The sequence below is a fragment of the Peribacillus sedimenti genome, assembly GCF_046237635.1.
GTDB lineage: Bacteria > Bacillota > Bacilli > Bacillales > DSM-1321 > Peribacillus > Peribacillus sedimenti.
Genome location: NZ_CP143547.1, coordinates 2,047,874 through 2,073,338 on the forward strand (window position 1 = coordinate 2,047,874; position 25,465 = coordinate 2,073,338).

Genomic DNA, 25,465 nt, shown 5'->3' on the forward strand with positions numbered 1-25,465 from the left:
ATGAAAGCAGCAGACTTGCTTCCCCTAATTGAAGAACTGGAAACCTTGAAGCATTATGGTCGTGTGAAAAGGGTTGTAGGTTTGATGATAGAATCCCAGGGGCCTGAAAGCTCAGTGGGTGATGTATGTGTAATCCATACTGGGTCAAGAGGGATACGTAAATCAATAATGGCGGAGGTTGTCGGTTTCCGGGAAGAAATGGTGATCCTTATGCCTTACACTGCTGTGAGTGAGATATCGCCGGGAAGCCTGGTGGAAGCTACCTCGAAGTCCCTTGAAATAAAGGTTGGCCCTGCCTTGATTGGCAGTGTGATAGATTCACTGGGGAATCCCCTTGATGGCTCCCCCCTTCCTACAGGCCTAATGTCGGTATCGACAGAACAACACCCTCCAAATCCTATGGAACGGCCGCCGATTTCGGAACCTATCGATGTCGGTGTCAGGATGATCGATAGTCTTTTGACAGTAGGAAAAGGACAGAGAGTTGGGATATTCGCAGGGAGTGGCGTTGGAAAAAGTACCCTGCTTGGAATGGTAGCTAGAAATACGACAGCAGACTTAAATGTTATTGGGTTAATCGGTGAACGAGGGCGTGAGGTGCGTGAATTTATCGAAAAGGATCTTGGCCCGGAAGGCTTAGAACGCTCCATAGTCGTGGTCGCCACCTCCGATCAGCCTGCACTTATGAGAATTAAAGGTGCCCTTACCGCGACTGCAATCGCCGAGTATTTCCGCGATAAAGGCTTGAATGTCATGCTGATGATGGATTCTGTTACCCGTGTAGCGATGGCACAGCGTGAAATTGGGCTTGCTGTAGGGGAGCCTCCCACAACAAAAGGATACACACCTTCCGTTTTTTCGATTCTGCCGAGGCTGCTGGAGCGGACAGGCACGAATAAGCTTGGCACGATTACCGCATTTTATACCGTTCTGGTAGACGGCGATGATATGAATGAACCGATAGCCGATACAGTGCGCGGAATACTTGATGGGCATTTCGTATTGGACCGGTCACTGGCAAATAAGGGACAGTTCCCTGCCATCAATGTTCTCAAGAGTATAAGCCGTGTGATGAATAATATTGTGGAGGAGAGGCATAAATTTTCCGCAGAAAGATTGAGAGCATCCCTTTCTACCTATATAGAATCGGAGGACCTGATCAATATCGGGGCATACAAGCGCGGTTCTTCGAGGGAAATTGATGAATCGATTAGCAGACAGCCCAATATTATCTCGTTTCTGAAGCAAGGCACCCACGAGAAGATGTCAAAGGAAGAAAGTATTCATAACCTTATACAATTGATGGAAAAAGGTGAATGAGACAATGATTTATCAATATAAATTCGATAAAATTCTCACCATTAAAGAAAAAGAAAAAAATGATGCCTTTTCCCAATATAATGAGGCACTAAAGAAATTTGAAGAAGCGGCCGAGAAGCTCTATAAGCTGTTGAAAAAGAAAGAGGATCTCCAGAGATTTCAACAGGGGAAATTGGATAAAGGCTTATCGGTACAGGAAATTCGCCATAATCAGCTTTTTATGGATAACCTGGAAAAAATCATTGACCACTATCAGAAAGAAGTAATCGAAGCTCGCTACCGGATGTCCTTGCAACATGAGAATTTAATGGAGAAGAATATGGAAGTCAAAAAATACGAAAAAATAAAAGAAAAAGATTTTCATAAATTCCTGGAAGGACTGAAAGAAGCAGAAAGTAAAAACATGGATGAAATCTCTATACAGCAATACATGAGCAAGGGCTATTAGGTGATATCAATGGAAAATGAAGAAAAGCAATCCAAGCTTCAATGGTTTGTATTTGTCGTGTTGATCCCGATTATTTTTACACTGGTGATTTCCATAATCGTTCTTACAGTAGCCGGGGTGGATGTGTTGAAGGTGTCCAAGGATATAGGCAGCCACGTCCCATTTCTGTCCGGGATGCTTAAGGATGAAAGCGAGCCAGAAAAAACACCAACATCAGCTAGCACAAATAAGAAATTAAACGAATTGGAAAGTACGATAGAAACACAGAAAACCGAAATGGAAAAAATGGAGAGCATTATTGACTCCCGCGATCAGCAAATCCAGCGAAACGAGGCAGAAAAGCAGCAGCTGGAAAAGGAACTGGAGGATATAAGAACTGCTCAGACAAAAACTGAAACAGAGTTAAAAGCGATCATCCAGACATATGAAACAATGTCGCCAAAAAAATCTGCTCCCATTCTTACCCAGCTTGCCGAGGATGAGTCTATAAAAATATTATCGAATATGAAGGCAGATACCCTCGCTTCCATATTTGAACAGATGGCACCAGAAGATGCTGCCCGTTTGACCAAACGGCTCAGTGACGTTTCTGAGACAAACTAATAATCAAGCACTTGAAAGGAGGTGAAATTTTGAACGCAGGTTCGATTTTTAGTGCACAGCCGGCAGTCAATGTCCCGGCATCAAAAGAAGCGGTGGCCCAAACTGCAGGCAATATGTATGAATTTGGAACAGTACTGCAGCAAATCTCTGCGGGTGACTTTAAAACACTGGACTCAGGAGGCCAAAAACTCACTAAGGAACAGACGGCGATTTTGGAAGAAATCCTTCAGTTTCTGGGCCTGCAGGGATTAAGTGATGTAGAGGGCGGACAGGCCTTTGGAAGGGATATAATCCTTGGCAATCAGCAAGTTGAGACTCATCCCTTTGTGCAGCAGTTCCTTGGTGAAACAGGGACGAATGGATCACCCATTGAAAGTCTCAGTTCTTTCCTAAAGGAAGCTGGAGCACTTCCTGAAGACGATTCAATAGACGGAAATGACCAATCGTTTTTACTGGGATCCGTTGACTTACTGGCAATCGTAAAAGCAATTGGCCGCCTTGACGAACAGCAGCTGAAAGATGCAGATCTTAAGGATATGTCCAATGTTCTGAAATTAGCGAAGATTATAGAATTGGTAGGAGCGTATAAGGACCGGGATTCCAACGGATCCATGATTTTAAAGGATTTTAAAGACGCGTTTACAAAAGTATCGGAAAAAATCCAAAAGCTCCTTGAAGCAAACACTTCTGCACCAGGTACAGGATTTAGCAAAACTTCTCAACCAAACAAAATGGATATAAGCAATGGAGTCTTTACCCGTATTGCTGGCGAGTTAAACCAAAATACAACAAATTCAGAAAAAAAACTTCAGGGAACCAATACACCTCCCATTAATGGAAATGGTCACGTGCATTTCCAAATGAGCAAGCTTGAACAGCTGGTGCTAACTTTAGAGAAGAACGGCCAGCCAGTAAATCAGGAGCAATTCATTCAAGCTTTTGAAAAAATTTTAAGTAAAGCGCAGTTTTCCAATTCAAACGGAATACAGAAACTATTTCTGAAACTGGCTCCTGAACATCTCGGATCACTCCGAATTGAGATCATACAAAAGGATTCACTTTTGACGGCTAAAATAGTTGCCGTAAGTGCCCAGGCAAAAGAAATGCTCGAAAGCAATCTACAAGGTTTGAAGCATGCGTTTTCCGGCCAGCATATCCACATTGAAAAAATAGAGATTTCTCAGGCTATGAACTCATTTTCACAGGAAAGATTCCTGGATAAAGAGTCAGGAGGTAACCAGCAGCAAAATCAAAGGCGTGAACAGCCGGACAAACAGGATAACGAAGACCTAGAGTTTAATGAGAGCTTTCAAGAAGCGCTTTTAAATACGGAAGTGTAGGTGAGTTATATGAACACAATTAATCCTTCCTTGCTTTTATCTCAATATCAAAAGGATAAACAACGTAACACTGGAAGCGATGCAATGGGGAAAGATGCTTTCTTGAGGATATTGATGACACAGCTGCAGAATCAGGATCCATTAAATCCAATGCAGGATAAGGATTTCGTCGCACAAATGGCTACTTTTTCGACGCTTGAACAGATTACCAATATGGGGAAAAGCATCGACAACTTTGTGTCAATGGGAAAACAAAACCAGTTGATCTCCTATAACCAGTTTATGGGGAAACAGGTGTCATGGCATAAGGTAAGCCCTTCCGACGACAGTACTGCAGAACCGACAATAGAACAGGGCCAGGGAACCATTTCATCATTGGAATTCAAGGATGACAGCGTGTATTTCATTCTTGAAGACGGAACAAAATTGGAACCGGGCAATATCTCTCAAGTCAATCAGCCTACTGCCGGTAATAACCTTTTCTCTGCAAGTGAACTGATAGGCAAAAAAGTAACATGGCTAAACGGGGACAATAAAGAAATTGAAGCCATTGTCAAATCCGTGCAAATGAAGGATGGCAAAACGGAGTTCCTTTTGGATGACGAGGATTCTACGAAACTTGCATCAAGCAAGATTATAAAAATTGCAGCTTCATAGGAGTGTAGATATGGAAAAATCAGTTTTCAGGCCGATTTCCACTCACCCGATCCCATTGCCTTCCAAGAAGGTATCTGCCAATCAGCAAACTAGCAAACAGGGTTTTGCTCAGCATCTGCGGACCGCCGTCGATGAAAAAGCCAGCAAGCTTGTGATCAGTAAACATGCGCAACTGAGATTGTCACAACGCAATATAGAAATTAATGATAATACCTGGTCACGGATTGAGAAGAAGGTATCAGAAGCAAAGAAAATGGGCGTGAAAGATTCGCTTGTAATCCTTCACGATGCAGCTCTGGTTGTGAGTGCGAAAAATCATACAGTAATCACTGCCATGGACAGAAACGAGGCAGCATCACAGATTTTCACCAATATTAACGGAACCATAATATTAGACTAAAGGCTGGACCTATATAAGGAGGCCAGGCTGCGGACTGACAGAAGCAGCCACATAGAAGGGAGAATAAATTCATGCTACGTTCAATGTACTCTGGAATAAGCGGAATGAAGAACTTTCAAACTAAATTAGATGTAATCGGAAATAACATCGCAAATGTAAATACGTATGGGTTTAAAAAGGGCCGTGTTTCCTTCAAAGAAACAATGAACCAGACGATTTCCGGGGCTACGGCTGCACAGGTCAACCGCGGAGGTAAAAACTCCATGCAGGTTGGGCTTGGATCGGCACTTGCAACTATCGACACGGTGCAAACAGGTGCGAGCTTGCAGACAACAGGGCGATCACTGGACCTTGGGATAGATGGAGATGGTTTTTTCATTGTGAAACAGGGTGACCAGCAAATGTATTCACGTGGTGGGAATTTTTATTTAGATGATAATGGTACATTAGTTAACGGAGATGGACTAAAAGTTCAGTCTTTTCAGAATGGAGTTCTAAGTGATATCGTGGTTAACGTAAATTCTACCTTACCGTCAGTCGCAACAAAGAGTATGGAAATAAGAGGGGCATTACCAGATTCAAGTGCTTTGGTTTCTAACAGTGAAGGAAAGGTAGAGCAAATGAAAGTAGTCGATAATGCTGGTATGGAACATGTTTTAGATTATCAGTTTGTTCCAGTTGGCGGAAATTGGGTAATTAATATATCCAATCCCAATTCCAAAGCAGAGCCCAAGCCGATTACTAGTATAACTCTGGATTCTGATGGTCAAAATAATACTTTTACAGCTGGCCAGGATACTATAGATTTAAGCTCTTTAGATATAACGGATGGCTATACTGAGGTCAAATTGAATATGTCCCAACTTACTAGTAAAGGAGATTCAATTACTGCTTTCGTAAATCCAGATGGCAACCTAAGCGGTGGACTAGAAAGCTTCAACATTGGTGCTCTGGGTGAACTGAATGGAGTTTACTCGAACGGCCAAATCAGGCAGCTAGGTCAGATTGCTCTAGCAAAATTCAGTAATCCGTCCGGTCTTAGCAAGGCGGGAAACAACCTGTTCCAGGAAACAGTGAACTCCGGAACAGCCAATGTCAGCATCCCTGGTGATGGAAGAGGGTCATTGCAGTCAGGCGCCCTAGAAATGTCAAACGTTGACCTTTCAGAGGAGTTTACCGAAATGATCACAGCCCAGCGTGGTTTCCAGGCCAATACGAGAATCATCACAACCTCAGACGAAATCCTGCAGGAGCTTGTTAACCTTAAACGATAGGTAAAGGGAGGGAAGGGAGCTGAAGGTGACTTGCCTCCGGCTCCTGAATACCATTGATTAAAGTAACTAGATTGAATGGAAAGAGTTTTACTGTGAATGCCTTATATGTGGAAACAGTCGAATCGTTTCCGGACACGACCATCACGTTTACGACAGGCAGGAAAATCGTTGTAGCTGAGACAGAGGATGCAATTATCGAATCTATTACTAAATTTTATCGTAGTATAAATGTTCTCGGGCTGCGTGATGAAACAGGGGGGAATGAAGAATGAAAAATAAACTGGTCGCGATCATGGTGACCCTGCTGGTAGCCATTACTCTTGTCGGCGTGATTGCCATTGTAGTCATTACAAAATTCACGGGCGAGACAGAGGCGAAAGCTGAGCCTTCTGCTGATGAAATTGTAGAGTCATCCGTCGAGATTCCTGAGATTACTACCAATCTGGCAACTGGTGATTTCATAAGGATCTCTTTTATGATACAAACCGATAGCAAGGATGGAAAAGAAGAACTCGAAAAAAGGAATTTTCAGGCCAAAAACATCATTATTACCGAGCTTTCAGAACTTAAAGCAGATCAGTTAAAAGGAAAAGCCGGCAAAGAACAGCTTCAAGAAAATTTAAAAGGCCAAATTAACGGGTTGATGCAGGAAGGAAAAGTAGAAAAGGTATATATAACCTCCTCCATCCTTCAATAGATGAAGCATCCGGATATATATGGAGGTGAGAACTTTTGGCGGGAGACGTATTATCCCAGAGTGAAATAGATGCATTGCTTTCAGCTTTGTCCACCGGCGAGATGGATGCGGATGAACTAAAAAAAGAAGAAACAGAGAAAAAAGTAAAAGCCTACGACTTTAAGAGGGCGCTTCGTTTTTCAAAAGACCAAATCCGAAGCTTAACCAGGATACATGAAAATTTCGCAAGGCTTCTAACCACTTACTTCTCTGCACAGCTCCGAACATTCATTCAAATTTCTGTTGCATCGGCAGACCAGATCCCGTATGAGGAATTCATCAGGTCCATCCCGAAAATGACAATTTTGAATGTATTTGAAGTTCCGCCTTTGGAAGGCCGGATTCTAATGGAAGTCAATCCGAACATTGCTTATGCCATGATGGACAGGGTTCTTGGAGGAAGAGGCGTCAGTGTAAACAAGGTAGAAACCTTGACAGAAATTGAAACAAAGATCATGTCGAGCCTTTTTGAAAAGGGGATAGAAAATCTGCGTGAAGCGTGGGCAAACATAGCCGATATAGACCCATTACTCACTGATTTTGAAGTGAATCCGCAGTTTCTGCAGATGGTGTCACCTAACGAAACAGTTGTTGTAATTTCCTTGAATACGCAAATAGGCGACACGACGGGGATGATTAATATATGCATTCCGCATGTCGTGCTGGAACCTATCATTCCAAAGCTTTCCGTCCATTACTGGATGCAGACCTCCAAAAAGGAACCGATTGCTGAAGAAATAGAAATGATAGAAAGCAGAATAAGAGATGCTGATTTGCCGGTTATAACCGAACTGGGTTCAACGGATATCTCTATTCAGGACTTTTTATTGCTTGATGTAGGAGATGTGATTGAGTTGAACCAATCCATAGAGCTTCCATTGACGATAAAGGTCGGAGATGTTCCAAAGTTTACGGGACAGCCTGGCCAGATTGGCAAAAAATTAGCTGTCCAGATTTTAGAATCTTTGAAGGGGGGAGACGAAGATGGTAAGTGATGAAATGCTTTCCCAGGATGAAATAGATGCCCTGTTAAGGGGGACAGACCCAACTCAGGACGAGGCATCATCTCCCCAAATTGAAGATCATTTATCTTCAATGGAGGCTGATGCTCTTGGTGAAATTGGGAATATTTCGTTCGGCAGTTCAGCAACAGCTTTGTCAACTTTATTAAGCCAGAAAGTGGATATTACCACACCAACCGTATCAATCATTGAAAAAAGCAAATTACAGGAGGAATTTCCTCATCCATATGTAGCAATTAAGGTGGATTACACCGAAGGCTTTGATGGATTGAATATGCTCGTGATCAAGCAGAGCGACGCAGCCATCATTGCAGACCTAATGCTGGGCGGGGACGGCTTGAATCCAGCAGACCTGCTGGGAGAAATTCAGCTTAGTGCCGTCCAGGAAGCCATGAATCAAATGATGGGCTCTGCGGCAACTTCAATGTCTACCATATTCAAAAAGCGGGTCGATATCTCGCCGCCAAGCATTGATATTTTAAACATTGAAGAAGGGAAAGGCCAGGAATCAATCCCCAATGAGGACTTGCTCGCCAAGATTTCATTCAGGCTGCGAGTGGGTGAGTTAATAGATTCAAGCATCATGCAGCTCTTGCCGCTGCCATTTGCCAAAAGCCTGGTGGATGAATTAATGAATCCGCAATCGGCGGAGCCTGTGAATGATCATCAGCAGCCTTCGGTTCATATGGAGGAGGCGAACCAACGCTCGGGCCAGCCTGTAAGCCAGCAAAATGCTGAACCAGCTCATACCCAGCCTCAAAATGGGCAGCAGCAAACTCAGCCTTATTCAGGCCAAATGCCTCACGAACAGCAGCCATACCCGGGACAAATGCCGTATGGGCAGCAGCCGTACAATGGACAGCAAAACTATTGGCCACAGCAGGACGCTGGCCACACTATGCCGCAGCAGGCAGCTTTTTCGTACCAGCAGGGGAACCCGCAGCATTTTGGTTCAGCTTTTATACCGCCGGGCCAGCAGGTGAATGTTCAGCCTGTAAGCTTTTCCAGTTTTGAACCATACCAGCTTCAGGATGCTGAAGCGAAAAACCTGAACATGTTAATGGATATTCCACTGCAGGTAACAGTTGAGCTGGGCAGGACAAAGCGCTCTGTAAAAGAAATCCTTGAGCTATCATCCGGCTCGATTATCGAACTGGACAAACTAGCCGGAGAGCCTGTTGATATTTTGGTGAATAATCGGCTAATTGCCAAAGGAGAGGTAGTCGTAATCGACGAGAACTTCGGAGTCCGTGTGACCGATATTGTCAGCCAGAAAGATAGATTGAATAAACTTAGATAAATTTGGGGGGTAAAACAAGATGGCACATAAAATACTTATCGTAGATGACGCAGCGTTTATGCGAATGATGATCAAGGATATTCTTTCAAAAAATGGATTCGAAGTGGTAGGGGAAGCAGAAAACGGAGCGCAGGCCGTGGAAAAATTTAAGGAAACCTCACCCGACCTTGTAACAATGGATATTACCATGCCTGAGATGGATGGCATAACTGCTTTAAAAGAAATCAAGAAAATCAATCCCAATGCAAAGGTCATTATGTGCTCAGCCATGGGTCAGCAGGCGATGGTCATTGATGCCATCCAGGCAGGAGCCAGGGACTTTATAGTAAAGCCTTTCCAGGCAGACCGGGTATTAGAAGCAATTAACAAAACTTTAAGCTAATAAATTAAGAGGGTGTCAGCAACTTGCATTCTATAAAAAAATCATTTCGGGTGCTGTTACTATTCTTGTTGGTCTTTCAGGCAACAAGCACTCTGGCGAATTCCGAGGGGCTGGACGGAAGCGTAAAGGATCATTTTAATAATACTGAAAAAAAGGAAAATAAAACGACGGATGACACCACATCCAAAGAAACAGTATCTGATTCAGGGAGTGCAGGACTAGGCTTCCTGGACTTCCTGCGCATGATCCTTGCTACATTATTTGTAGTTGGTCTTCTGTACTTTTTGCTGAGATTTATCAATAAAAAAAACAGGTCTTATCAAAAGGCAAATTTCATTGAAAATATAGGCGGAACCAGCCTTGGGTCTAACCGGTCAGTGCAGATGATCAAGGTAGGGAAGCGCATCTTGATTGTTGGGGTAGGGGAAAATATCGAGCTGTTGAAAGAAATCGATGATGAATCTGAGTATCAGGATATTTTAAGCGATTTTAACAACAGGCTAGATGGTATGCTACAGCCTTCAGATATCTTTACAAGAATTCAGACAAAATTAGTGAAACCTGATGGTGACAAAACTCATTTCTCCTCTCAATTCAAAAAACAGCTTGAGGAATTTTCAGAGAAACGGAAACGAATGATTGATGAGCTTGAAAAGAAGGGGAGTCACGGAGAATGAATCAACTAATGGAAATATTCAGCACGAGTGATCCTTCCAATGTCTCGACCTCCGTCAAGCTTTTATTGATGCTGACAGTATTATCGTTGGCACCCAGTATCCTGATTTTAATGACCTGCTTCACAAGGGTTGTAATCGTTCTGGGATTTGTCCGAACCTCGCTCGGGACACAGCAGATGCCTCCGAACCAGGTTATTATCGGACTTTCACTTTTCATAACATTCTTTGTTATGGCACCAACTTTTCAGGAAGTAAATAAAACGGCATTACAGCCATTATTTGAAGAAAAAATTGATTTAGAAACAGCGTATGAACGGGCTGCCGGACCTTTCAAAGAATTTATGAGTGCCCAGACACGGCAAAAAGATCTCGCATTGTTTCTGGAATATTCCAAAGCCGAGGAACCTGAAACGATTGAGGATATTCCGCTTACAGCACTTGTACCGGCCTTTGCCATAAGTGAAATCAAAACGGCATTTCAAATTGGCTTTATGATATTCATCCCGTTTCTGGTAATTGACATGGTTGTCGCAAGTGTCCTAATGTCCATGGGGATGATGATGCTGCCGCCAGTCATGATCTCTCTGCCGTTTAAGATCCTCCTGTTTGTATTGGTGGATGGCTGGTATCTCGTGGTGAAATCTTTATTACAGAGCTTTTAAGCAGGTGAAAGAATATGAATCCTGATTTCGTCATTCAGGTTGCCGAAAGAGGCATATATACAACATTGATAATTTGCGGCCCACTGCTGATCATTGCTCTTGCGGTGGGATTGATCATAAGCATTTTCCAGGCCACTACCCAAATCCAGGAACAGACCCTTGCGTTCGTACCGAAAATCGTGGCAGTCCTTCTCGGGATAATCCTGTTGGGCCCCTGGATGTTAAGCCATATGCTATCTTACGCATCGGAAATTTTTAATAATTTAAATAGGTTTGTAGGTTAAAAGATGCAGGATTTACTCCCGCATTTTCCGGCTTTTTTATTGATTCTGGTAAGGGTGGCTTCCTTCTTTGTGACAATGCCGGTATTCTCATACAGGACAATCCCCGCGTCCCATAGGATAGGCATCAGCTTTTTTCTCGCGTGGATCATGTATTACACCATTGATGCTCCAATCCTGCAAATTGACGCGGCTTATTTTTTATTAATTATAAAGGAAGCTTTGGTAGGCATTTTGGTAGGTTTTGCTGCATTCATGATCTTATCTGCCGTGCAGATTGCCGGAAGCTTTATCGATTTTCAAATGGGCTTTGCGATTGCAAATGTCATTGACCCGCAAACAGGTGTCCAAAGCCCTCTGATGGGCCAGTACTTATACACCATTGCGCTGTTATTTTTGCTTGCGGTAAATGGACACCACATGCTTTTAGATGGCATTTTTTATAGCTATCAATTTATCCCGATTGATAAGGCATGGATCCCTTTTGGAAATGAAAATCTTCTCGAGTTCGTAGTAAAGGCCTTTAACCAAACCTTCGTGATTGCATTTCAAATGTCCATACCAGTAGTAGGGAGTCTGTTTCTGGTCGATGTGGGCCTTGGAATCGTGGCCAGAACCGTACCGCAAATCAACATCTTTGTTGTAGGAATGCCTGTCAAGGTTGGCGTCAGCTTTATTGTCCTGATCATTGTCATGGGAATGATGATGGTCTCTGTCCAGCATTTATTTGAGTATTTAATTGTAACGATGCGTGGATTGATGAAGCTCTCCGGAGGGGCGTAATATGAAATGGATACAACTTGATCTGCAGCACTTTGCAGGAGAAAAAACAGAAAAAGCGACCCCGAAGAAAAGGCAGGACGCAAAGAAAAAGGGACAGGTTGCAAAAAGCCAGGATGTAAATACAGCCATAGTCTTATTGGCGGTTTTTATGCTGCTGTCTCTTATAGGTCCTTACATGAAAGACGCCATACTTGGTATGTTCATAGAGTCTTTCCAGGGACAAATGCTTACAACCTTGACCGAAGACACAACACAGACCTTGTTTTTAGACGTGTTTAAAAAAACCGGCCTGTTATTGGCTCCTGTAATGGGAGTGGCACTAGTAGCAGGTGTCGCGGCAAATTTCATGCAAATAGGCTTTATGTTCTCAACAGAGGCAATCCAGTTCAAGCTTGAAAAAATTGACCCGATAAAAGGATTCAAACGGATATTTTCCATGCGTGCAATCGTGGAGCTGTTGAAATCCATTCTTAAAATATCTTTAGTTGGCCTTGTGACCTTTTTGGTAATTTGGCAGCGGATGGATGAAATCATGACGCTTTCACAAAAATCTGTTGCAGCAGCACTCGCGATTCTGGCAGATATCACTGTAAAAGTGGGGCTATATGCTTCGGCGGTTTTATTGTTTCTATCATTGTTGGACTTTCTATACCAGAAATATGACTTTGAAAAAAGCATCCGAATGTCCAAACAGGATATTAAAGATGAATATAAAAACATAGAAGGCGACCCGCTGATCAAATCGAAGATCAAGCAAAAGCAAAGAGAAATGGCGATGCAGAGAATGATGCAGGAAGTCCCGAAGGCAGACGTGGTAATCACGAACCCTACCCACTTTGCAATTGCTTTGAAGTACGAAGACGGAAAACTGGATGCACCATATGTAGTTGCCAAAGGCGTGGATTATGTCGCTCAAAAAATCAAATATGTTGCTAAAGAAAACGATGTCGTCATGGTTGAGAACAGGCCTCTGGCCAGAGCTCTCTATGACCAGACGGAGATTGGACAGGCCATTCCAGAAGAGTTCTTTAAAGCAGTTGCTGAGATTCTTGCATTTGTTTATAAGACAAAAGGCAAGATTTAACCAGATTGTTTCATCAAGTTAGGAGAGAATAAAATGTCAGCAAGAGATTTAACCGTTTTAATAAGTGTCATCATGATCGTGGCGATGTTAATCATCCCGCTGCCAACCTGGCTGATCAGTATATTGATTTTACTGAATATATCTCTTGCGCTAATGGTGCTCCTAACCTCCATGAACATGAAGGAGCCTTTGGAATTTTCCATTTTTCCTTCACTTTTATTGCTATTGACACTATTCAGGCTAGGCCTTAATGTTTCGACCACGCGTTCGATTTTATCCACCGGCGATGCAGGCGGTGTAGTGCATACGTTTGGAACGTTTGTTGTCGGCGGGAACATTATCGTCGGGATGGTAGTCTTCTTAATTCTGATCATCATTCAATTTATTGTTATTACCAAAGGTGCGGAACGGGTATCTGAGGTAGCGGCCCGATTCACGCTTGATGCAATGCCGGGTAAACAAATGAGTATCGATGCCGACCTGAATGCAGGGATGATTTCAGAGGCGGAGGCCCGTGAAAGAAGGGAAAAGGTTGGCCGGGAAGCGGACTTCTATGGCTCGATGGACGGTGCCAGTAAATTCGTAAAAGGTGACGCAATAGCCGGCATTATCATTGTACTGATTAACTTGATTGTTGGTATGGTAATCGGAGTCATGCAGCAGGATTTAAGCTTTGCTGAAGCCGCTTCACACTTTTCGCTGTTAACTGTAGGTGATGGGATTGTGAGCCAGGTGCCCGCCCTTTTGATTTCTACTGCAACAGGAATTGTGGTAACAAGAGCCGCATCACAGGGGAATCTGGGATCTGATATCACAAGCCAGCTGTTCAGATTCCCGGTTATGCTGTATGTAACCGCAGGGACGATTTTCTTTTTAGGGCTATTTACCCCCATAAATGACGGACTGACGATCCCTATTGCCGGATTGCTGGCAGCAGGGGGATACATGATCGGCAGAACACCTCCGGCTGAAACTGCAGAGATACAGGAGCTGGAGGAAGAAACAGAGACAGAAGAGATGAAGAGCCCGGAAAGTGTTGTCAATTTATTGAGCGTTGATCCAATAGAATTTGAATTTGGCTACGGACTTATCCCGCTTGCGGATGCAAATCAAGGCGGGGACCTTCTTGACAGGGTCGTAATGATCAGAAGGCAGCTGGCCATTGAGATGGGGCTCGTCATTCCGGTCGTAAGGATCAGGGACAATATCCAGCTTAATCCAAATGAATACCGCCTGAAGATAAAGGGAAATGAAATGGCAAGGGGAGAGCTTTTGCTGGACCATTATCTTGCGATGAGCCCAGGTATTGACGATGATTCTATTGAAGGCATTGATACTGTCGAGCCATCGTTTGGCCTGCCAGCCAAATGGATTGCAGAAGACATGAAGGAACAAGCTGAGATGATGGGATATACGGTTGTGGATCCTCCGAGTGTGGTATCTACCCACATCACAGAGGTGATTAAGGCCAATGCCCACGAATTGTTGGGCAGACAGGAAACAAAGCAGCTTATCGATCACCTCAGGGAGTCCTCTCCTATTTTAGTGGAAGAGGTTACACCTAGTCCATTGACGGTAGGTGAAGTGCAAAAGGTACTTGCAAAGCTATTGAAGGAAAAAGTTTCAATCAGGAACCTGCCGGTCATCTTTGAAACTCTTGCTGATTATGGCAGGCTTTCAACTGACACTGATTTGCTAACGGAATATGTCCGGCAAAATCTTGCCCGTCAAATTACAAACCAGCTGGTTGTGGGTAATGATAGCTTAAAGGTGATTACGCTATCAGGCAAGGTCGAAAAGCTGATTGCGGATAGTGTTCAGCAAACAGAGCATGGGAACTATCTATCATTGGACCCGAATGATTCACAGACAATACTGGAATCGATAGCCGCCAAGCTCGAGGAACTTGCACTCATGGAACAAACACCAATCGTTCTCTGTTCCCCTGCGGTACGCATGTACGTGAGACAGCTTACGGAGAGGTATTTTCCGCAAGTTCCGATAATTTCCTATAATGAGCTGGAATCAAATGTAGAAGTCCAAAGTGTTGGGGTGGTGAACATAGAATGAAAGTGAAAAAATATGCAGCGTCTTCCATGACCGAAGCGATGAAGCAAATACGGGCGGAGCTCGGCAACGAAGCGGTAATCCTTAGTTCCAAGCCGATTTTTTCTGGCGGTTTTCTGGGCTTTTTCAGGAAAAGGAGTATAGAGGTCGTCGCTGCAGTAGATCCCCAGTCGGCATCCGGGCCAGTTCCAGTCAGAAAAGAAAAGCAAAGGAGACAGCCTGCAGCAATGGCTCAGACGAAAAATGAGACGGTTCGTGTTAATGCTGACGACAATGCTAACCAAGCGGCACAGATCAGTAAAGACGATCAGGCAGGGAAGTCTTCCGAGGATATATTAAAACAGATTGCTGACGTAAAGGACATGATAAAAGGGCTAAATGCCAATGCAGGGATACAGACAACATATCCGGCTCCTTTACAGGAAATCTATAAATTGCTGGTTACTCAGGAATTTGAGCCGCAGCTTGTCCAGGAAATGATGGCAAACCTTCTTGAAAAATGGTTTGCAGACAAAGGTCAGCCTGCCGATTCTACGCTTAGGGAGTGGCTTAAAGATGAAATAGCCGCCATCTTAACCAGGAGTTCAATACAGGAAACGAAGTTTGAAAAAAAATACGTCAGCTTTGTAGGGCCTACTGGGGTGGGAAAAACCACGACATTGGCAAAAATTGCTGCTGATAGTATGCTCAAGCAACATAAAAAAGTTGCTTTTATCACTACTGACACCTACCGAATCGCAGCCATCGACCAACTGCAAACTTACGCAAAAATATTAAATGTTCCAATCGAAGTTGCATATAACCTGGAAGATTTCAAGAAAGCGGCTGATAGATTTGCTCATTATGACTTGGTATTCATCGATACAGCAGGCCGTAATTTCAGGGATCAAAAATATGTTGCCGAGCTGCAGAAAATCATCGACTTTGATAAGGATTTGGAAACCTATCTAGTCTTATCCTTAACAAGCAAACAAAAGGACATGAATGAAATATATTCTCAATTTTCGGGTGTTCGTATCAAGCAGCTTATCTTTACAAAGGCTGACGAGACTTCAACATATGGAGCCATCGTCAACCTGATCAACTCCTACAAGATAGGTGCTGCTTTTATAACGGATGGCCAAAATGTGCCGGATGATTTAAAACAGATCGAGCCACGTATTATCGCAAATATGATCGTGGAGGGCTTGCAATGATGGACCAGGCACAAAATTTGCGAATCAGGCTGCAGCAGCTGGGGAAGCCTGCTGCAAAAACGCTCGCTGTAGTAAGCGGCAAGGGCGGTGTCGGGAAATCGAATTTTTCATTGAACTTCTCGATTGCATTATCCAAACAGGGGCATAGTGTCTTGTTATTTGACATGGATATAGGGATGGGCAATATTGATATTTTAATGGGAAGATCTTCTCGATATAGTATCGTAGATTTTTTTGAAAATAGAATGGACCTCGGTGATATCGTTTCGGAAGGGCCCGAGGGGATTTCAGTTATAGCAGGAGGCTCAGGGTTAGCCACACTATTTGAGATGGAAGAATCCAGGTTTAGCTCCTTCCTCGATCAGTTGGATACTTTCATACATCAATATGAATATATCATTTTTGATATGGGGGCAGGCATAACCCGTGAATCCTCCCAATTCATTCTTTGCGTGGATGAATTGATCGTGATTACAACTCCTGAGCCCCCAGCCATCATGGATGCTTATTCGGTTATGAAATATTTGACTTCTGTGAAAAAGGATATGCCCTTCTCGCTTGTATGCAACAGGGTACAGTCTGAAAAGGAAGGTAAGGAGACGATACAGCGCTTAAGCAATGCATTGCAAAAATTTCTTCAAAAAGAAATTTTTCCGCTGGGGTTCCTTCCTGACGACAGGTCCGTAACCGCTGCAGTAACACGGCAAATTCCTTTTTCAGTATACAAGCCCGAATCAGCCATTTCGAAGGCAATTAATGAAGTGGCATTACGTTTTGAAAAGGGGCAGAAAGAGCAGAACCTTACTTTTTCCAAGAGCAATTTTCTTGGAAGGTTGAAAAGTTATATTCTTGGAAGGTAGGTCTTTTATGGGGAAGACAGCAAAAGTTCTGATTGTTGACGACTCTGCTTTTATGAGAAAACTCATCGTGGAGTTTTTATCAGAGGATAACAGAATTGAAGTAGTAGGTACAGCTAGAAATGGAGAAGAGGCAATTAAGAAAATTCCCCAATTAAAGCCGGATGTAGTGACACTGGATGTTGAAATGCCAGTCATGGACGGGCTGCAGGCGCTGCAAATTATTATGGATCAAACACCGGTCCCTGTCATCATGCTGTCAAGCACAACAAGGCAGGGAGCAGAAAATACTTTGGACGCAATGAGCAAGGGAGCATTTGACTTTATTGCCAAACCTTCAGGCTCCATCTCGCTGGACCTCCATAAGATTAAATCTGAATTGGTTGAAAAGGTCCTGCTTGCAACCCAGGCTGATATCCGAATACTTCAGAAAAGTCGAAAGATTGTCGAAAAATGTATTGGAGAGGCAGCAGCTTATTGTAAAATAGAACCAGAGATAACCATTGAGGGCAAAGATTGGCATTCAGGGAATAAGAAAATCGTATTGATTGGAACTTCCACTGGTGGGCCCCGCGCATTGCAAACTGTTCTCAGCAGCATTCCTGCCGATATTCCGGCACCCATACTGGTCGTTCAGCATATGCCGCCTGGTTTTACCAAATCGCTCGCCAGCCGGCTCGATTCCCTCTGCAAGATCAGGGTGAAAGAAGCAGAAAACGGCGAAATTATTCAGAAGGGTACAGCCTATATCGCTCCAGGAGGTTATCATCTGAAAATTAAAAAAGCCGGGCTTTCACTGGCCATATCACTGGAACAATCCGAGCCCCGCAACGGCCACAGGCCATCTGTGGACGTAATGCTTGAATCAGCTGTCCAGCTGCCAGATTATTCGAAAGTTGCCGTAATCATGACAGGGATGGGCAGCGATGGAGCCAAGGGTTTGACAGAACTTAAGAAGAGCGGTTACACAAGAGCCATTGCCGAATCAGCAAACACCAGTATTGTATTTGGGATGCCAAAGGCGGCTATTGCCACCAGTTTGGTAGATTCGGTGGCAGATGTAGATCAAATAGCTAGTACCATAATGAAATATTCTTAAATCACCGGGGGTGAGCTTCCTATGGATATGAATCAATATCTGGAGGTTTTTATTGATGAGAGTAAAGAGCACCTTCAAACCTGTAGCGAACAGCTATTGGAATTGGAGAAAAATCCGCACGATTTAGCGATTGTAAATGAAATTTTCAGGTCTGCGCATACATTAAAGGGAATGTCAGCAACCATGGGTTATGAGGATTTGGCGAATCTTACACATAAGATGGAAAATGTACTTGATGCTATCCGGAATGGGAAAATTGCTTTAAATTCCGAGATATTTGATGTCATCTTTCAGGCGGTAGATGACCTGGAAGCAATGGTTTTCTCTATTGCTGATGGAGGCGACGGGAAACGCGATGTAACTCTGGTTGTAAATAAGCTGGAAATGATAGAAAAAGGGGAGTCTCCATCCGGGGCAGCTGCCGCGGATGAAACCTCCGTTGCATTGGCTATCGAGTTCATGCCAGAAGCGATCAAATATGATGAATTTGAATTGACAGTATTGCAGCAATCGAAGGAACAAGGCTTTGAAAGCTATGAGATTTCCATCTATTTAAGGGAAGACTGCCTGTTGAAGGCTGCACGCGTTTTTATGGTTTTTGAGGTTCTCGAGAAGCTTGGCGAGGTAATAAAGTCGACCCCTTCTGCAGAGATGCTGGAGGAGGAGAAGTTTGATCAGCATTTTACTGTCACATTTATTACCAAAGAACCTGTTATAGACTTACAGAAGATGATTATGAAAGTTTCTGAGGTGGAAAAAGTAGAGATCCAGCCTATCGAAACCGATAAGTTCAAACATCAGGAAAACAATGTAGGGCCAATTGCTCCCGTGCCGAATAAAGAAGAAAAAAGCCCGGGAATACAGTCAAACGAGGAACATGAGCCAGAAAGTAAAAAAAGCAGCGGGTCAAGGAATACAAGCAGTAAAACTATACGGGTAAACATTGAACGTCTGGATATCCTGATGAATTTATTTGAGGAATTAGTCATTGACAGGGGAAGGCTGGAGCAAATTTCTAGGGAACTCAATAATCAGGAGTTACATGAAACTGTAGAAAGGATGTCCAGGGTTTCAGGCGATCTGCAGAATATTATTCTGAATATGCGAATGGTGCCTGTGGAGACAGTGTTTAACCGGTTCCCGAAAATGGTTAGGACTCTGGCAAGGGATTTAAACAAGAAAATAAATCTTGAGATAATAGGTGCCGAAACGGAGCTGGACCGTACAGTAATCGATGAAATCGGCGACCCGCTAGTCCATCTTCTAAGAAACGCTATGGATCATGGCATTGAAACACCAGAAATAAGGCTGGCCAATGGAAAGCCGGAAGAAGGCACGGTTGTTTTGAAGGCCTACCATAGCGGCAACCATGTTTTCATTGAAATTAGCGATGATGGCGCGGGTATTAGCAGAGATCGTGTACTGAAAAAAGCAATCGGGAATGGGATTATATCCGAGGAGAATGGCGCGGCTCTTTCAGATAAACAGGTTTATGAGCTTATCTTTGCTTCTGGATTTTCTACCGCAGAAGTCATCTCGGATATTTCTGGACGTGGTGTAGGTCTTGATGTAGTAAAGAATACGATAGAATCACTTGGAGGATCTGTCTCTATTGATTCAAAACCAGGGGCAGGATCGACCTTCCTTATACAGCTGCCTCTTACTCTATCGATTATTTCGGTAATGCTTGTAGAAATTCAGCGTGAAAAATTCGCTGTACCTCTTTCATCGATTATTGAGACGGCAATCATTAAAAAGGAAGATATCTTGAATGCCCATAATCAGCAAGTTATAGATTTCCGGGGCAAGGTTTTGCCGCTTCTATTCCTTAAGGATATTTTTGAGGTGCCTCTCCATACGGAAGATGATGACTTCTATTCGGTTGTCATTGTAAGAAAAGGGGACAAAATGGCGGGATTGGTAGTTGATACGTTTATAGGCCAGCAGGAAATTGTTCTAAAATCGCTTGGGAATTACCTGAATAATGTGTTTGCGATTTCTGGAGCGACCATTTTGGGTGATGGCCAGGTTGCACTGATTGTAGATTGCAACGCATTAATCAAGTAGTGCAGGAGGTACGGCCTATATCGCCTGAATGCCTGTAATTATATGAGTTACCGCACCCAGGCGGTATCTCAATCGTTTATAAAAAGGGGGATGATGGAATGTCAATCCTGGCAGATTCAGATACAGTGAAAGTTATAGTTTTTCAGATCAAAGAAAAAGAGTATGCCATACCCGTCCATCAGGTCCGGGCCATTGAGAAAGTCCTTTATATTACCCGTGTACCCGGAACGGTGCCATTTGTAAAAGGAGTTATTAATTTACGGGGTGTGGTTACACCAATCATTGATTTGCGCTCCCGATTTGACATAGAAGATGCGGAATATACCGAAAGCACTCGCATCATTATCGTTTCACTTCTTGATATGGAAGTTGGTTTAATCGTGGATGCTGCAAATGATGTCATTGACATACCTGTCCAAAGCATTGAACCCCAGCCGGAAGTAGTCGGAACCATTGAGGCGGAGTATATAAACGGTGTAGCAAAAATAGATAAGCGTTTGTTGATCCTGGTAAATTTGGAAAAGGTCCTTAATCCTAAAGAGTTGACAATAACTCCAAGAATTGAAGGCGTATAGTATGTCTTTTATAGAAAAAATTTCTTCTTTGCATCTTGATATGTTAAAAGAGATAGGGAATGTAGGGGCAGGGAATGCTGCTACATCCCTATCCACTCTGTTCGACAGAAAAATTGACATGAGTGTGCCATCGGTCAGGATCCTCTCTTTTGATGAAATGATGGGATTGGCCGGCGGGCCTGATAATATTGTGGCCAGCGTTTTTTTAAGAATAGGAGGGGATGCACCGGGCAACATGTTTTTTCTGCTGCCCCTGCCCCAGGCTGCTTATTACATCAGGCAAATGACAGGAGAAGAAAGCTTTAGTTTTGAAGTTACTCCTTATTCTGAATTATCCGTATCAGCACTTCAGGAATTGGGTAATATTCTTTCCGGTTCCTATTTATCGGCCTTATCTGATTTCACAAAGCTTAATTTATATCCCTCTGTACCATCATTGAGCATCGATATGGCAGGAGCAGCCCTGAGCTTTGGCTTATTTGAGCTATCCCAGGTTAGTGATTATGCAATCGTGATTGATACGGCGTTAAATGAGGAAAATTCACAGATTGGGAGCATTAAAGGACATTTCTTTCTTCTTCCGGATCCTGAATCCTTTGAAATTATATTCTCATCTTTAGGAGCCGCAATCGATGAATGAGTTTTCAGAGGTTATCAAAGTTGGTATTGCCGATATGAATATAGCCCGTGCTCCACAGACTATCAGGACATCCGGCCTTGGTTCATGTGTGGGTGTCGTACTTTACGATTCTCTAAATGAAATAGCGGGGCTGGCACATGTGATGCTCCCGGATTCTGCCCTGTCAAAGGGAGGGGCAATCAATATTGCTAAATATGCTGACACAGCTATACCAGAGTTGGCATTAAGACTCCACAAAACGGGAGCAATAGCATTAAAGGCAAAAATGGCAGGCGGCGCTCAAATGTTTCAGTTTTCTGCCGGAAATGACATGATGCGGATTGGACCGAGAAATGTGGATGCCGTCCGCAAAGAGCTTGCGGCTCTTAACATCAGGATCGTTTCCGAGGATGTGGGCGGAAACAATGGAAGAACGATTGAATTTGACCCTAAAACAAGTTTGCTAAATATAAGGACGGTAAACAAGGGAACGGTGGATATTTAATATATTTTTTATTATCAAGGAAACTGGCATGTGAAAAAACAAAGGGATCGGAAGTATGCTCTCTGGCTGTTTCTTTGCCAATAATTTAACCAACGGTTTCTTCATAAATGGATCATGCATCGGAGCATACCTGTAAGCTTCCCGATTTTGCTAGATCCGTATTTTATTTTATTAATCTTACTTAACATGAGGAGGGGGTCCTATGTCTTATATGAATACTGAAGAAGAGCAGCTGCACTGGAAAAATTGGATAGACTGTCGGGATCCTCAGGCCGGTGACATTTTAGCCAAAAAGTATTTACCGCTTGTTTCCTATCATGTTCAAAGAATTTCAGTCAACCTGCCTAAAAATGTAAGCCGTGATGATATCAAAAGTCTGGGAATGATGGGATTGTTCAACGCGTTGGAGCGTTTCGAGCCAAGTCGCGATTTGAAATTTGATACATATGCATCTTTCAGGATCCGGGGCGCCATACTAGATGGACTTCGTAAGGAAGATTGGCTTCCGAGAAGTTCAAGGGAAAAAGCAAAGAGAATTGAAGCAGTAACTGAAGAACTGGAACAAAAATATATGAGGAATATTTCACCGAAGGAAGTAGCAGATACAATGGGGATTACAGAAGAGGAAGTGTATTCGGCCCTGAATGAAAATTTCTTTGCCAATATCCTTTCTATGGACGAACATCCACAGGATCAGGAAGACAAAGAAGGGAACTTCCATATAAAAGACGATAAGGCAATGCTTCCTGAGGAAGAGCTTGTCAGGGAAGAACTATATAATGATCTGGCACGGGTCATTGAAACACTTAATGAAAAAGAACAGCTTGTGTTGCAGCTTTTCTATAAGGAAGAACTAACCCTCACAGAAATTGGGCAGGTTATGAATCTATCGACTTCAAGAATTTCACAAATACATTCGAGGGCAATTCACAAATTAAGGAACTTGCTGCAAGCCGCCTTTAACTAAATTATTTGCACTTTTGTGCTAAACTGTTTAACAGATTCATGCAAAAGCTTCTAACGATGTTAAATAGGCCGGCTTTCGGTAGAAACGGTGCTCAGCTTTTCTACGGGTAGCCGGCCATTCTCATGATTATCATGTAAGCATTAATTGTTGAAATCGAGGCATGTTTGCGATCTTTTATTATTCAATAGACATTTTAAAGTTAAAATGCAGATATAGAATCATCTAAAATCAGTGGTTTCCAAGGACGAAATATCTCGGAAAACGGCGGGCGCCTGCAGTTATGTGGAATCAAACAATTGGCGGTTATTTAGCCGCAGGCAAGCAAAAGGCAGGCTGCCAGAAGGCGCTACTGGACCGCTCCTGCAGATTGGCATACTCCCTTTGCAACCTGCAGTGAGACCCGGAATCATTTCTTAAACTTCGCTGATGGGTCTCACCGGGCACATTTTTTTAGACAGGATTCTGATTAGCATCCTGGATTATATGCAACCGTAAAAGGAAGGGTGTACAATGAGCCTTAAAGCGATAGAAATGCAAATTGCCATTCCGAGGACCCAGGAGGCAGGCAAAATACAGGAGCAGTTCGAGCAAAGAAGCCAGCTTCAGGTTCATCAAGCAGAAAATGAAGTGTTAAGTGATGTGGAACGAAAGAGATCCACCGTGATGAGCCAAGAGCGAAAGGAGAAGGCTGCATTTGACAGCAAGCAGGGCAGAAACGGCCATACTAAAGAACACGGTGGAAAACAGAATCAAAAAAGAAAAGAAGAAAATGTCCAGATATATCATCATCCTTATAAGGGAAAAGCCATAGATTTTTCCGGTTGAGAGGGGCACTATGTCAGCTATTATTATTTTTCTATTATTCATACTGAATTTACTTACGATATTAGGTGTAATTGTCTTGTTTTTACGGCAAAATCGTCTATTGGCCGCCGAACAAAATCAGAAAAAAATCATGGGAGAAATTGAAGAAGTAATGAACGGCTTTATGCTGGAAATGAATGAGCAGAATGAACTGCTGCTTGAACGATTCTCTTCATTGAATGGGATCAGCAAAAAAACTGGGGCGAATAGTGAGGTCCATGATGCTGTAAAGCAAACGGAGAGAGCATCTCTGCATTCCCTGCCCGATAATCAAAATCCATCCACGGAAGAGGGGACACCTGACGCAGCGTCAGTCACCTTCCATGGCATTTCATCTCCAATAAAGGAACAAAGGAGAAAAGCAGCGGAGGCGTACCAAACAAAAAATCACGGCCGCAATGACGAGCCTATACCTGCCCTATCTTCACTCAGCGAAGAAGTTGCCGACAAAGTGGAAATTTCGGCTTCCCCAGAGACGACTGACAGTGATGGAATCATGGAACAGGACAAAGAAGAGAACACACCCAGGTCCTTCAAAGAACTCTTAGATCATGAAGTAAGTTCCGGGCATAAACCTCTTCCAGAACTTGCATTAGAAATGCATGACCAAGGCATGTCCGTTGAGGAAATCGCCAAACAATTGAACAAGGGAAAAACAGAAATAGAGCTATTATTAAAATTCCGTACTTAATTGCGAGGAAATGCTTGATTGTGGATCTTGATTATGCTATATTATGTCATGGTGTTAATACACACGTTTCGTGATTCATGCAGTTGGTGCTGTATCTTACAGTTTCTGTATGGAAATGATCGGGGCGGAGGACAAACAAAACCATTTAGGAGGAAATTTAAATGTCAGTAATTTCTATGAAGCAATTGCTTGAAGCTGGTGTACACTTTGGACACCAAACTCGCCGTTGGAACCCAAAAATGAAGAAATATATCTTCACTGAGCGTAACGGTATCTACATCATCGACCTTCAAAAAACTGTTAAAAAGGTTGAAGAAGCTTACAACTTCGTAAAAGAATTAGCTGCTAACGGCGGAACAGTTCTTTTCGTTGGTACTAAGAAGCAAGCACAGGAATCTGTTAAAGAAGAAGCAATCCGTTCTGGAATGTACTATGTTAACCAGCGCTGGTTGGGTGGTACTTTGACTAACTTCGAAACAATCCAAAAGCGTATCGCTCGTCTTAAAGAGATTGAAAAGATGGAAGAAAACGGTACTTTCGATGTGCTTCCTAAGAAAGAAGTAATCCAACTTAAAAAAGAATTAGAACGCCTTGAAAAATTCTTGGGCGGAATTAAAGATATGAAGACTCTTCCGGATGCAATTTTCGTAATCGACCCTCGTAAAGAGCGCATTGCGGTTGCAGAAGCACATAAGTTGAACATCCCGCTTGTGGGTATTGTTGACACTAACTGTGATCCAGATGAAATCGATGTTGTTATCCCTGCAAACGACGATGCAATCCGTGCAGTTAAATTGCTTACTGGCAAAATGGCGGATGCTATCCTTGAAGCTAAGCAAGGCGAAGAAACAGCAACTGCTGAAACAACAACTGCTTAATTAAGCAAAAGGTGATAAGAGGATAAGGCCTTTTATCACCTTTTTTTGAGAATAAACTCACTTAATTGGCTTATATCTCTGAAAAATGGTAAAAAATTATACAAGTACATA

29 protein-coding genes are annotated in these 25,465 nt (G+C 43.1%); all 29 read left to right on the top strand.

The features are described from left to right. The 29 genes from fliI (at position 1) to rpsB (ending at position 25,354) form a co-directional block, all read left to right on the top strand. Complete coding sequence (gene fliI, locus V1500_RS10060) at positions 1-1,320, top strand: flagellar protein export ATPase FliI (RefSeq protein WP_409305423.1); 1,320 nt, start codon at positions 1-3, stop codon at positions 1,318-1,320. Positions 1,321-1,324: 4 nt separating this feature from the next. Continuing rightward, the gene (gene fliJ / locus V1500_RS10065) at positions 1,325-1,768 is read left to right on the top strand and encodes a flagellar export protein FliJ (protein WP_409305424.1); all 444 of its coding nucleotides are present in this window, start codon (positions 1,325-1,327) and stop codon (positions 1,766-1,768) included. Between the two features lie 9 nt (positions 1,769-1,777). Beyond that, complete coding sequence (locus V1500_RS10070) at positions 1,778-2,371, top strand: MotE family protein (protein ID WP_409305425.1); 594 nt, start codon at positions 1,778-1,780, stop codon at positions 2,369-2,371. A gap of 29 nt (positions 2,372-2,400) precedes the next feature. After that, on the top strand, positions 2,401-3,711 hold the full coding sequence (locus tag V1500_RS10075; RefSeq protein WP_409305426.1) for a flagellar hook-length control protein FliK: 1,311 nt from the start codon (positions 2,401-2,403) through the stop codon (positions 3,709-3,711). A gap of 9 nt (positions 3,712-3,720) precedes the next feature. Continuing rightward, complete coding sequence (gene flgD, locus V1500_RS10080) at positions 3,721-4,368, top strand: flagellar hook assembly protein FlgD (protein WP_409305427.1); 648 nt, start codon at positions 3,721-3,723, stop codon at positions 4,366-4,368. Between the two features lie 10 nt (positions 4,369-4,378). After that, positions 4,379-4,768, top strand: coding sequence for a TIGR02530 family flagellar biosynthesis protein (locus V1500_RS10085; protein ID WP_409305428.1), 390 nt, complete (start codon positions 4,379-4,381; stop codon positions 4,766-4,768). Positions 4,769-4,839: 71 nt separating this feature from the next. Next, positions 4,840-6,042, top strand: a complete 1,203-nt coding sequence (locus tag V1500_RS10090; protein WP_409305429.1) for a flagellar hook protein FlgE — start codon at positions 4,840-4,842, stop codon at positions 6,040-6,042. A 53-nt stretch (positions 6,043-6,095) separates the two neighbouring features. Further along, positions 6,096-6,314 (top strand): flagellar FlbD family protein, encoded by a 219-nt coding sequence (locus V1500_RS10095; RefSeq protein ID WP_409305430.1) that lies wholly within the window; start codon positions 6,096-6,098, stop codon positions 6,312-6,314. Further along, a complete protein-coding gene (fliL, locus tag V1500_RS10100) occupies positions 6,311-6,739 on the top strand; it encodes a flagellar basal body-associated protein FliL (protein WP_409305431.1) in 429 nt (142 codons plus the stop codon). Before V1500_RS10095 ends, fliL begins: the two co-directional genes overlap by 4 nt. Before the next feature lie 35 nt (positions 6,740-6,774). Further along, on the top strand, positions 6,775-7,773 hold the full coding sequence (gene fliM, locus V1500_RS10105; protein WP_409305432.1) for a flagellar motor switch protein FliM: 999 nt from the start codon (positions 6,775-6,777) through the stop codon (positions 7,771-7,773). After that, the gene (gene fliY / locus V1500_RS10110) at positions 7,763-9,100 is read left to right on the top strand and encodes a flagellar motor switch phosphatase FliY (protein ID WP_409305433.1); all 1,338 of its coding nucleotides are present in this window, start codon (positions 7,763-7,765) and stop codon (positions 9,098-9,100) included. Before fliM ends, fliY begins: the two co-directional genes overlap by 11 nt. Positions 9,101-9,119: 19 nt before the next feature. Further along, positions 9,120-9,482 carry a response regulator gene (locus tag V1500_RS10115; RefSeq protein ID WP_409305434.1) on the top strand — a complete coding sequence of 121 codons (363 nt, stop codon included), beginning with the start codon at positions 9,120-9,122 and terminating at the stop codon, positions 9,480-9,482. Positions 9,483-9,505: 23 nt separating this feature from the next. After that, positions 9,506-10,159: a flagellar biosynthetic protein FliO gene (locus V1500_RS10120; protein ID WP_409305435.1), complete on the top strand. Its 654-nt coding sequence runs from the start codon at positions 9,506-9,508 to the stop codon at positions 10,157-10,159. Further along, the gene (fliP, locus tag V1500_RS10125) at positions 10,156-10,821 is read left to right on the top strand and encodes a flagellar type III secretion system pore protein FliP (protein WP_409305436.1); all 666 of its coding nucleotides are present in this window, start codon (positions 10,156-10,158) and stop codon (positions 10,819-10,821) included. Before V1500_RS10120 ends, fliP begins: the two co-directional genes overlap by 4 nt. 14 nt (positions 10,822-10,835) lie before the next feature. Continuing rightward, positions 10,836-11,105, top strand: a complete 270-nt coding sequence (fliQ, locus tag V1500_RS10130; RefSeq protein ID WP_409305437.1) for a flagellar biosynthesis protein FliQ — start codon at positions 10,836-10,838, stop codon at positions 11,103-11,105. Positions 11,106-11,108: 3 nt separating this feature from the next. Continuing rightward, positions 11,109-11,885, top strand: a complete 777-nt coding sequence (fliR, locus tag V1500_RS10135) for a flagellar biosynthetic protein FliR (protein WP_409305438.1) — start codon at positions 11,109-11,111, stop codon at positions 11,883-11,885. Between the two features lies 1 nt (position 11,886). Next, the gene (flhB, locus tag V1500_RS10140) at positions 11,887-12,969 is read left to right on the top strand and encodes a flagellar biosynthesis protein FlhB (RefSeq protein ID WP_409305439.1); all 1,083 of its coding nucleotides are present in this window, start codon (positions 11,887-11,889) and stop codon (positions 12,967-12,969) included. Between the two features lie 33 nt (positions 12,970-13,002). Then, positions 13,003-15,039 carry a flagellar biosynthesis protein FlhA gene (gene flhA / locus V1500_RS10145; RefSeq protein ID WP_409305440.1) on the top strand — a complete coding sequence of 679 codons (2,037 nt, stop codon included), beginning with the start codon at positions 13,003-13,005 and terminating at the stop codon, positions 15,037-15,039. Next, positions 15,036-16,232, top strand: coding sequence for a flagellar biosynthesis protein FlhF (gene flhF / locus V1500_RS10150; protein WP_409305441.1), 1,197 nt, complete (start codon positions 15,036-15,038; stop codon positions 16,230-16,232). The genes flhA and flhF overlap by 4 nt, the downstream gene beginning before the upstream one ends. Next, positions 16,229-17,092: a MinD/ParA family protein gene (locus V1500_RS10155; protein ID WP_409305442.1), complete on the top strand. Its 864-nt coding sequence runs from the start codon at positions 16,229-16,231 to the stop codon at positions 17,090-17,092. The genes flhF and V1500_RS10155 overlap by 4 nt, the downstream gene beginning before the upstream one ends. A gap of 7 nt (positions 17,093-17,099) precedes the next feature. Next, entirely contained in the window at positions 17,100-18,188 is a 1,089-nt protein-coding gene (locus V1500_RS10160) for a chemotaxis response regulator protein-glutamate methylesterase (RefSeq protein WP_409305443.1), read from the top strand. Between the two features lie 21 nt (positions 18,189-18,209). Then, the gene (locus V1500_RS10165) at positions 18,210-20,255 is read left to right on the top strand and encodes a chemotaxis protein CheA (RefSeq protein WP_409305444.1); all 2,046 of its coding nucleotides are present in this window, start codon (positions 18,210-18,212) and stop codon (positions 20,253-20,255) included. A gap of 98 nt (positions 20,256-20,353) precedes the next feature. After that, positions 20,354-20,830 (top strand): chemotaxis protein CheW, encoded by a 477-nt coding sequence (locus V1500_RS10170; protein ID WP_409305445.1) that lies wholly within the window; start codon positions 20,354-20,356, stop codon positions 20,828-20,830. A 1-nt stretch (position 20,831) separates the two neighbouring features. Then, positions 20,832-21,470, top strand: a complete 639-nt coding sequence (locus V1500_RS10175) for a chemotaxis protein CheC (protein WP_409305446.1) — start codon at positions 20,832-20,834, stop codon at positions 21,468-21,470. Further along, positions 21,463-21,954: a chemotaxis protein CheD gene (locus V1500_RS10180; protein WP_409305447.1), complete on the top strand. Its 492-nt coding sequence runs from the start codon at positions 21,463-21,465 to the stop codon at positions 21,952-21,954. The genes V1500_RS10175 and V1500_RS10180 overlap by 8 nt, the downstream gene beginning before the upstream one ends. 202 nt (positions 21,955-22,156) lie before the next feature. Further along, on the top strand, positions 22,157-22,921 hold the full coding sequence (locus V1500_RS10185) for a FliA/WhiG family RNA polymerase sigma factor (RefSeq protein WP_409305448.1): 765 nt from the start codon (positions 22,157-22,159) through the stop codon (positions 22,919-22,921). Between the two features lie 510 nt (positions 22,922-23,431). Beyond that, positions 23,432-23,746: a hypothetical protein gene (locus V1500_RS10190; protein ID WP_409305449.1), complete on the top strand. Its 315-nt coding sequence runs from the start codon at positions 23,432-23,434 to the stop codon at positions 23,744-23,746. A 10-nt stretch (positions 23,747-23,756) separates the two neighbouring features. Then, positions 23,757-24,476, top strand: a complete 720-nt coding sequence (locus V1500_RS10195; RefSeq protein WP_409305450.1) for a hypothetical protein — start codon at positions 23,757-23,759, stop codon at positions 24,474-24,476. A 161-nt stretch (positions 24,477-24,637) separates the two neighbouring features. Continuing rightward, positions 24,638-25,354 carry a 30S ribosomal protein S2 gene (gene rpsB / locus V1500_RS10200; RefSeq protein WP_409305451.1) on the top strand — a complete coding sequence of 239 codons (717 nt, stop codon included), beginning with the start codon at positions 24,638-24,640 and terminating at the stop codon, positions 25,352-25,354. The last annotated feature ends 111 nt before the right edge of the window (positions 25,355-25,465 follow it).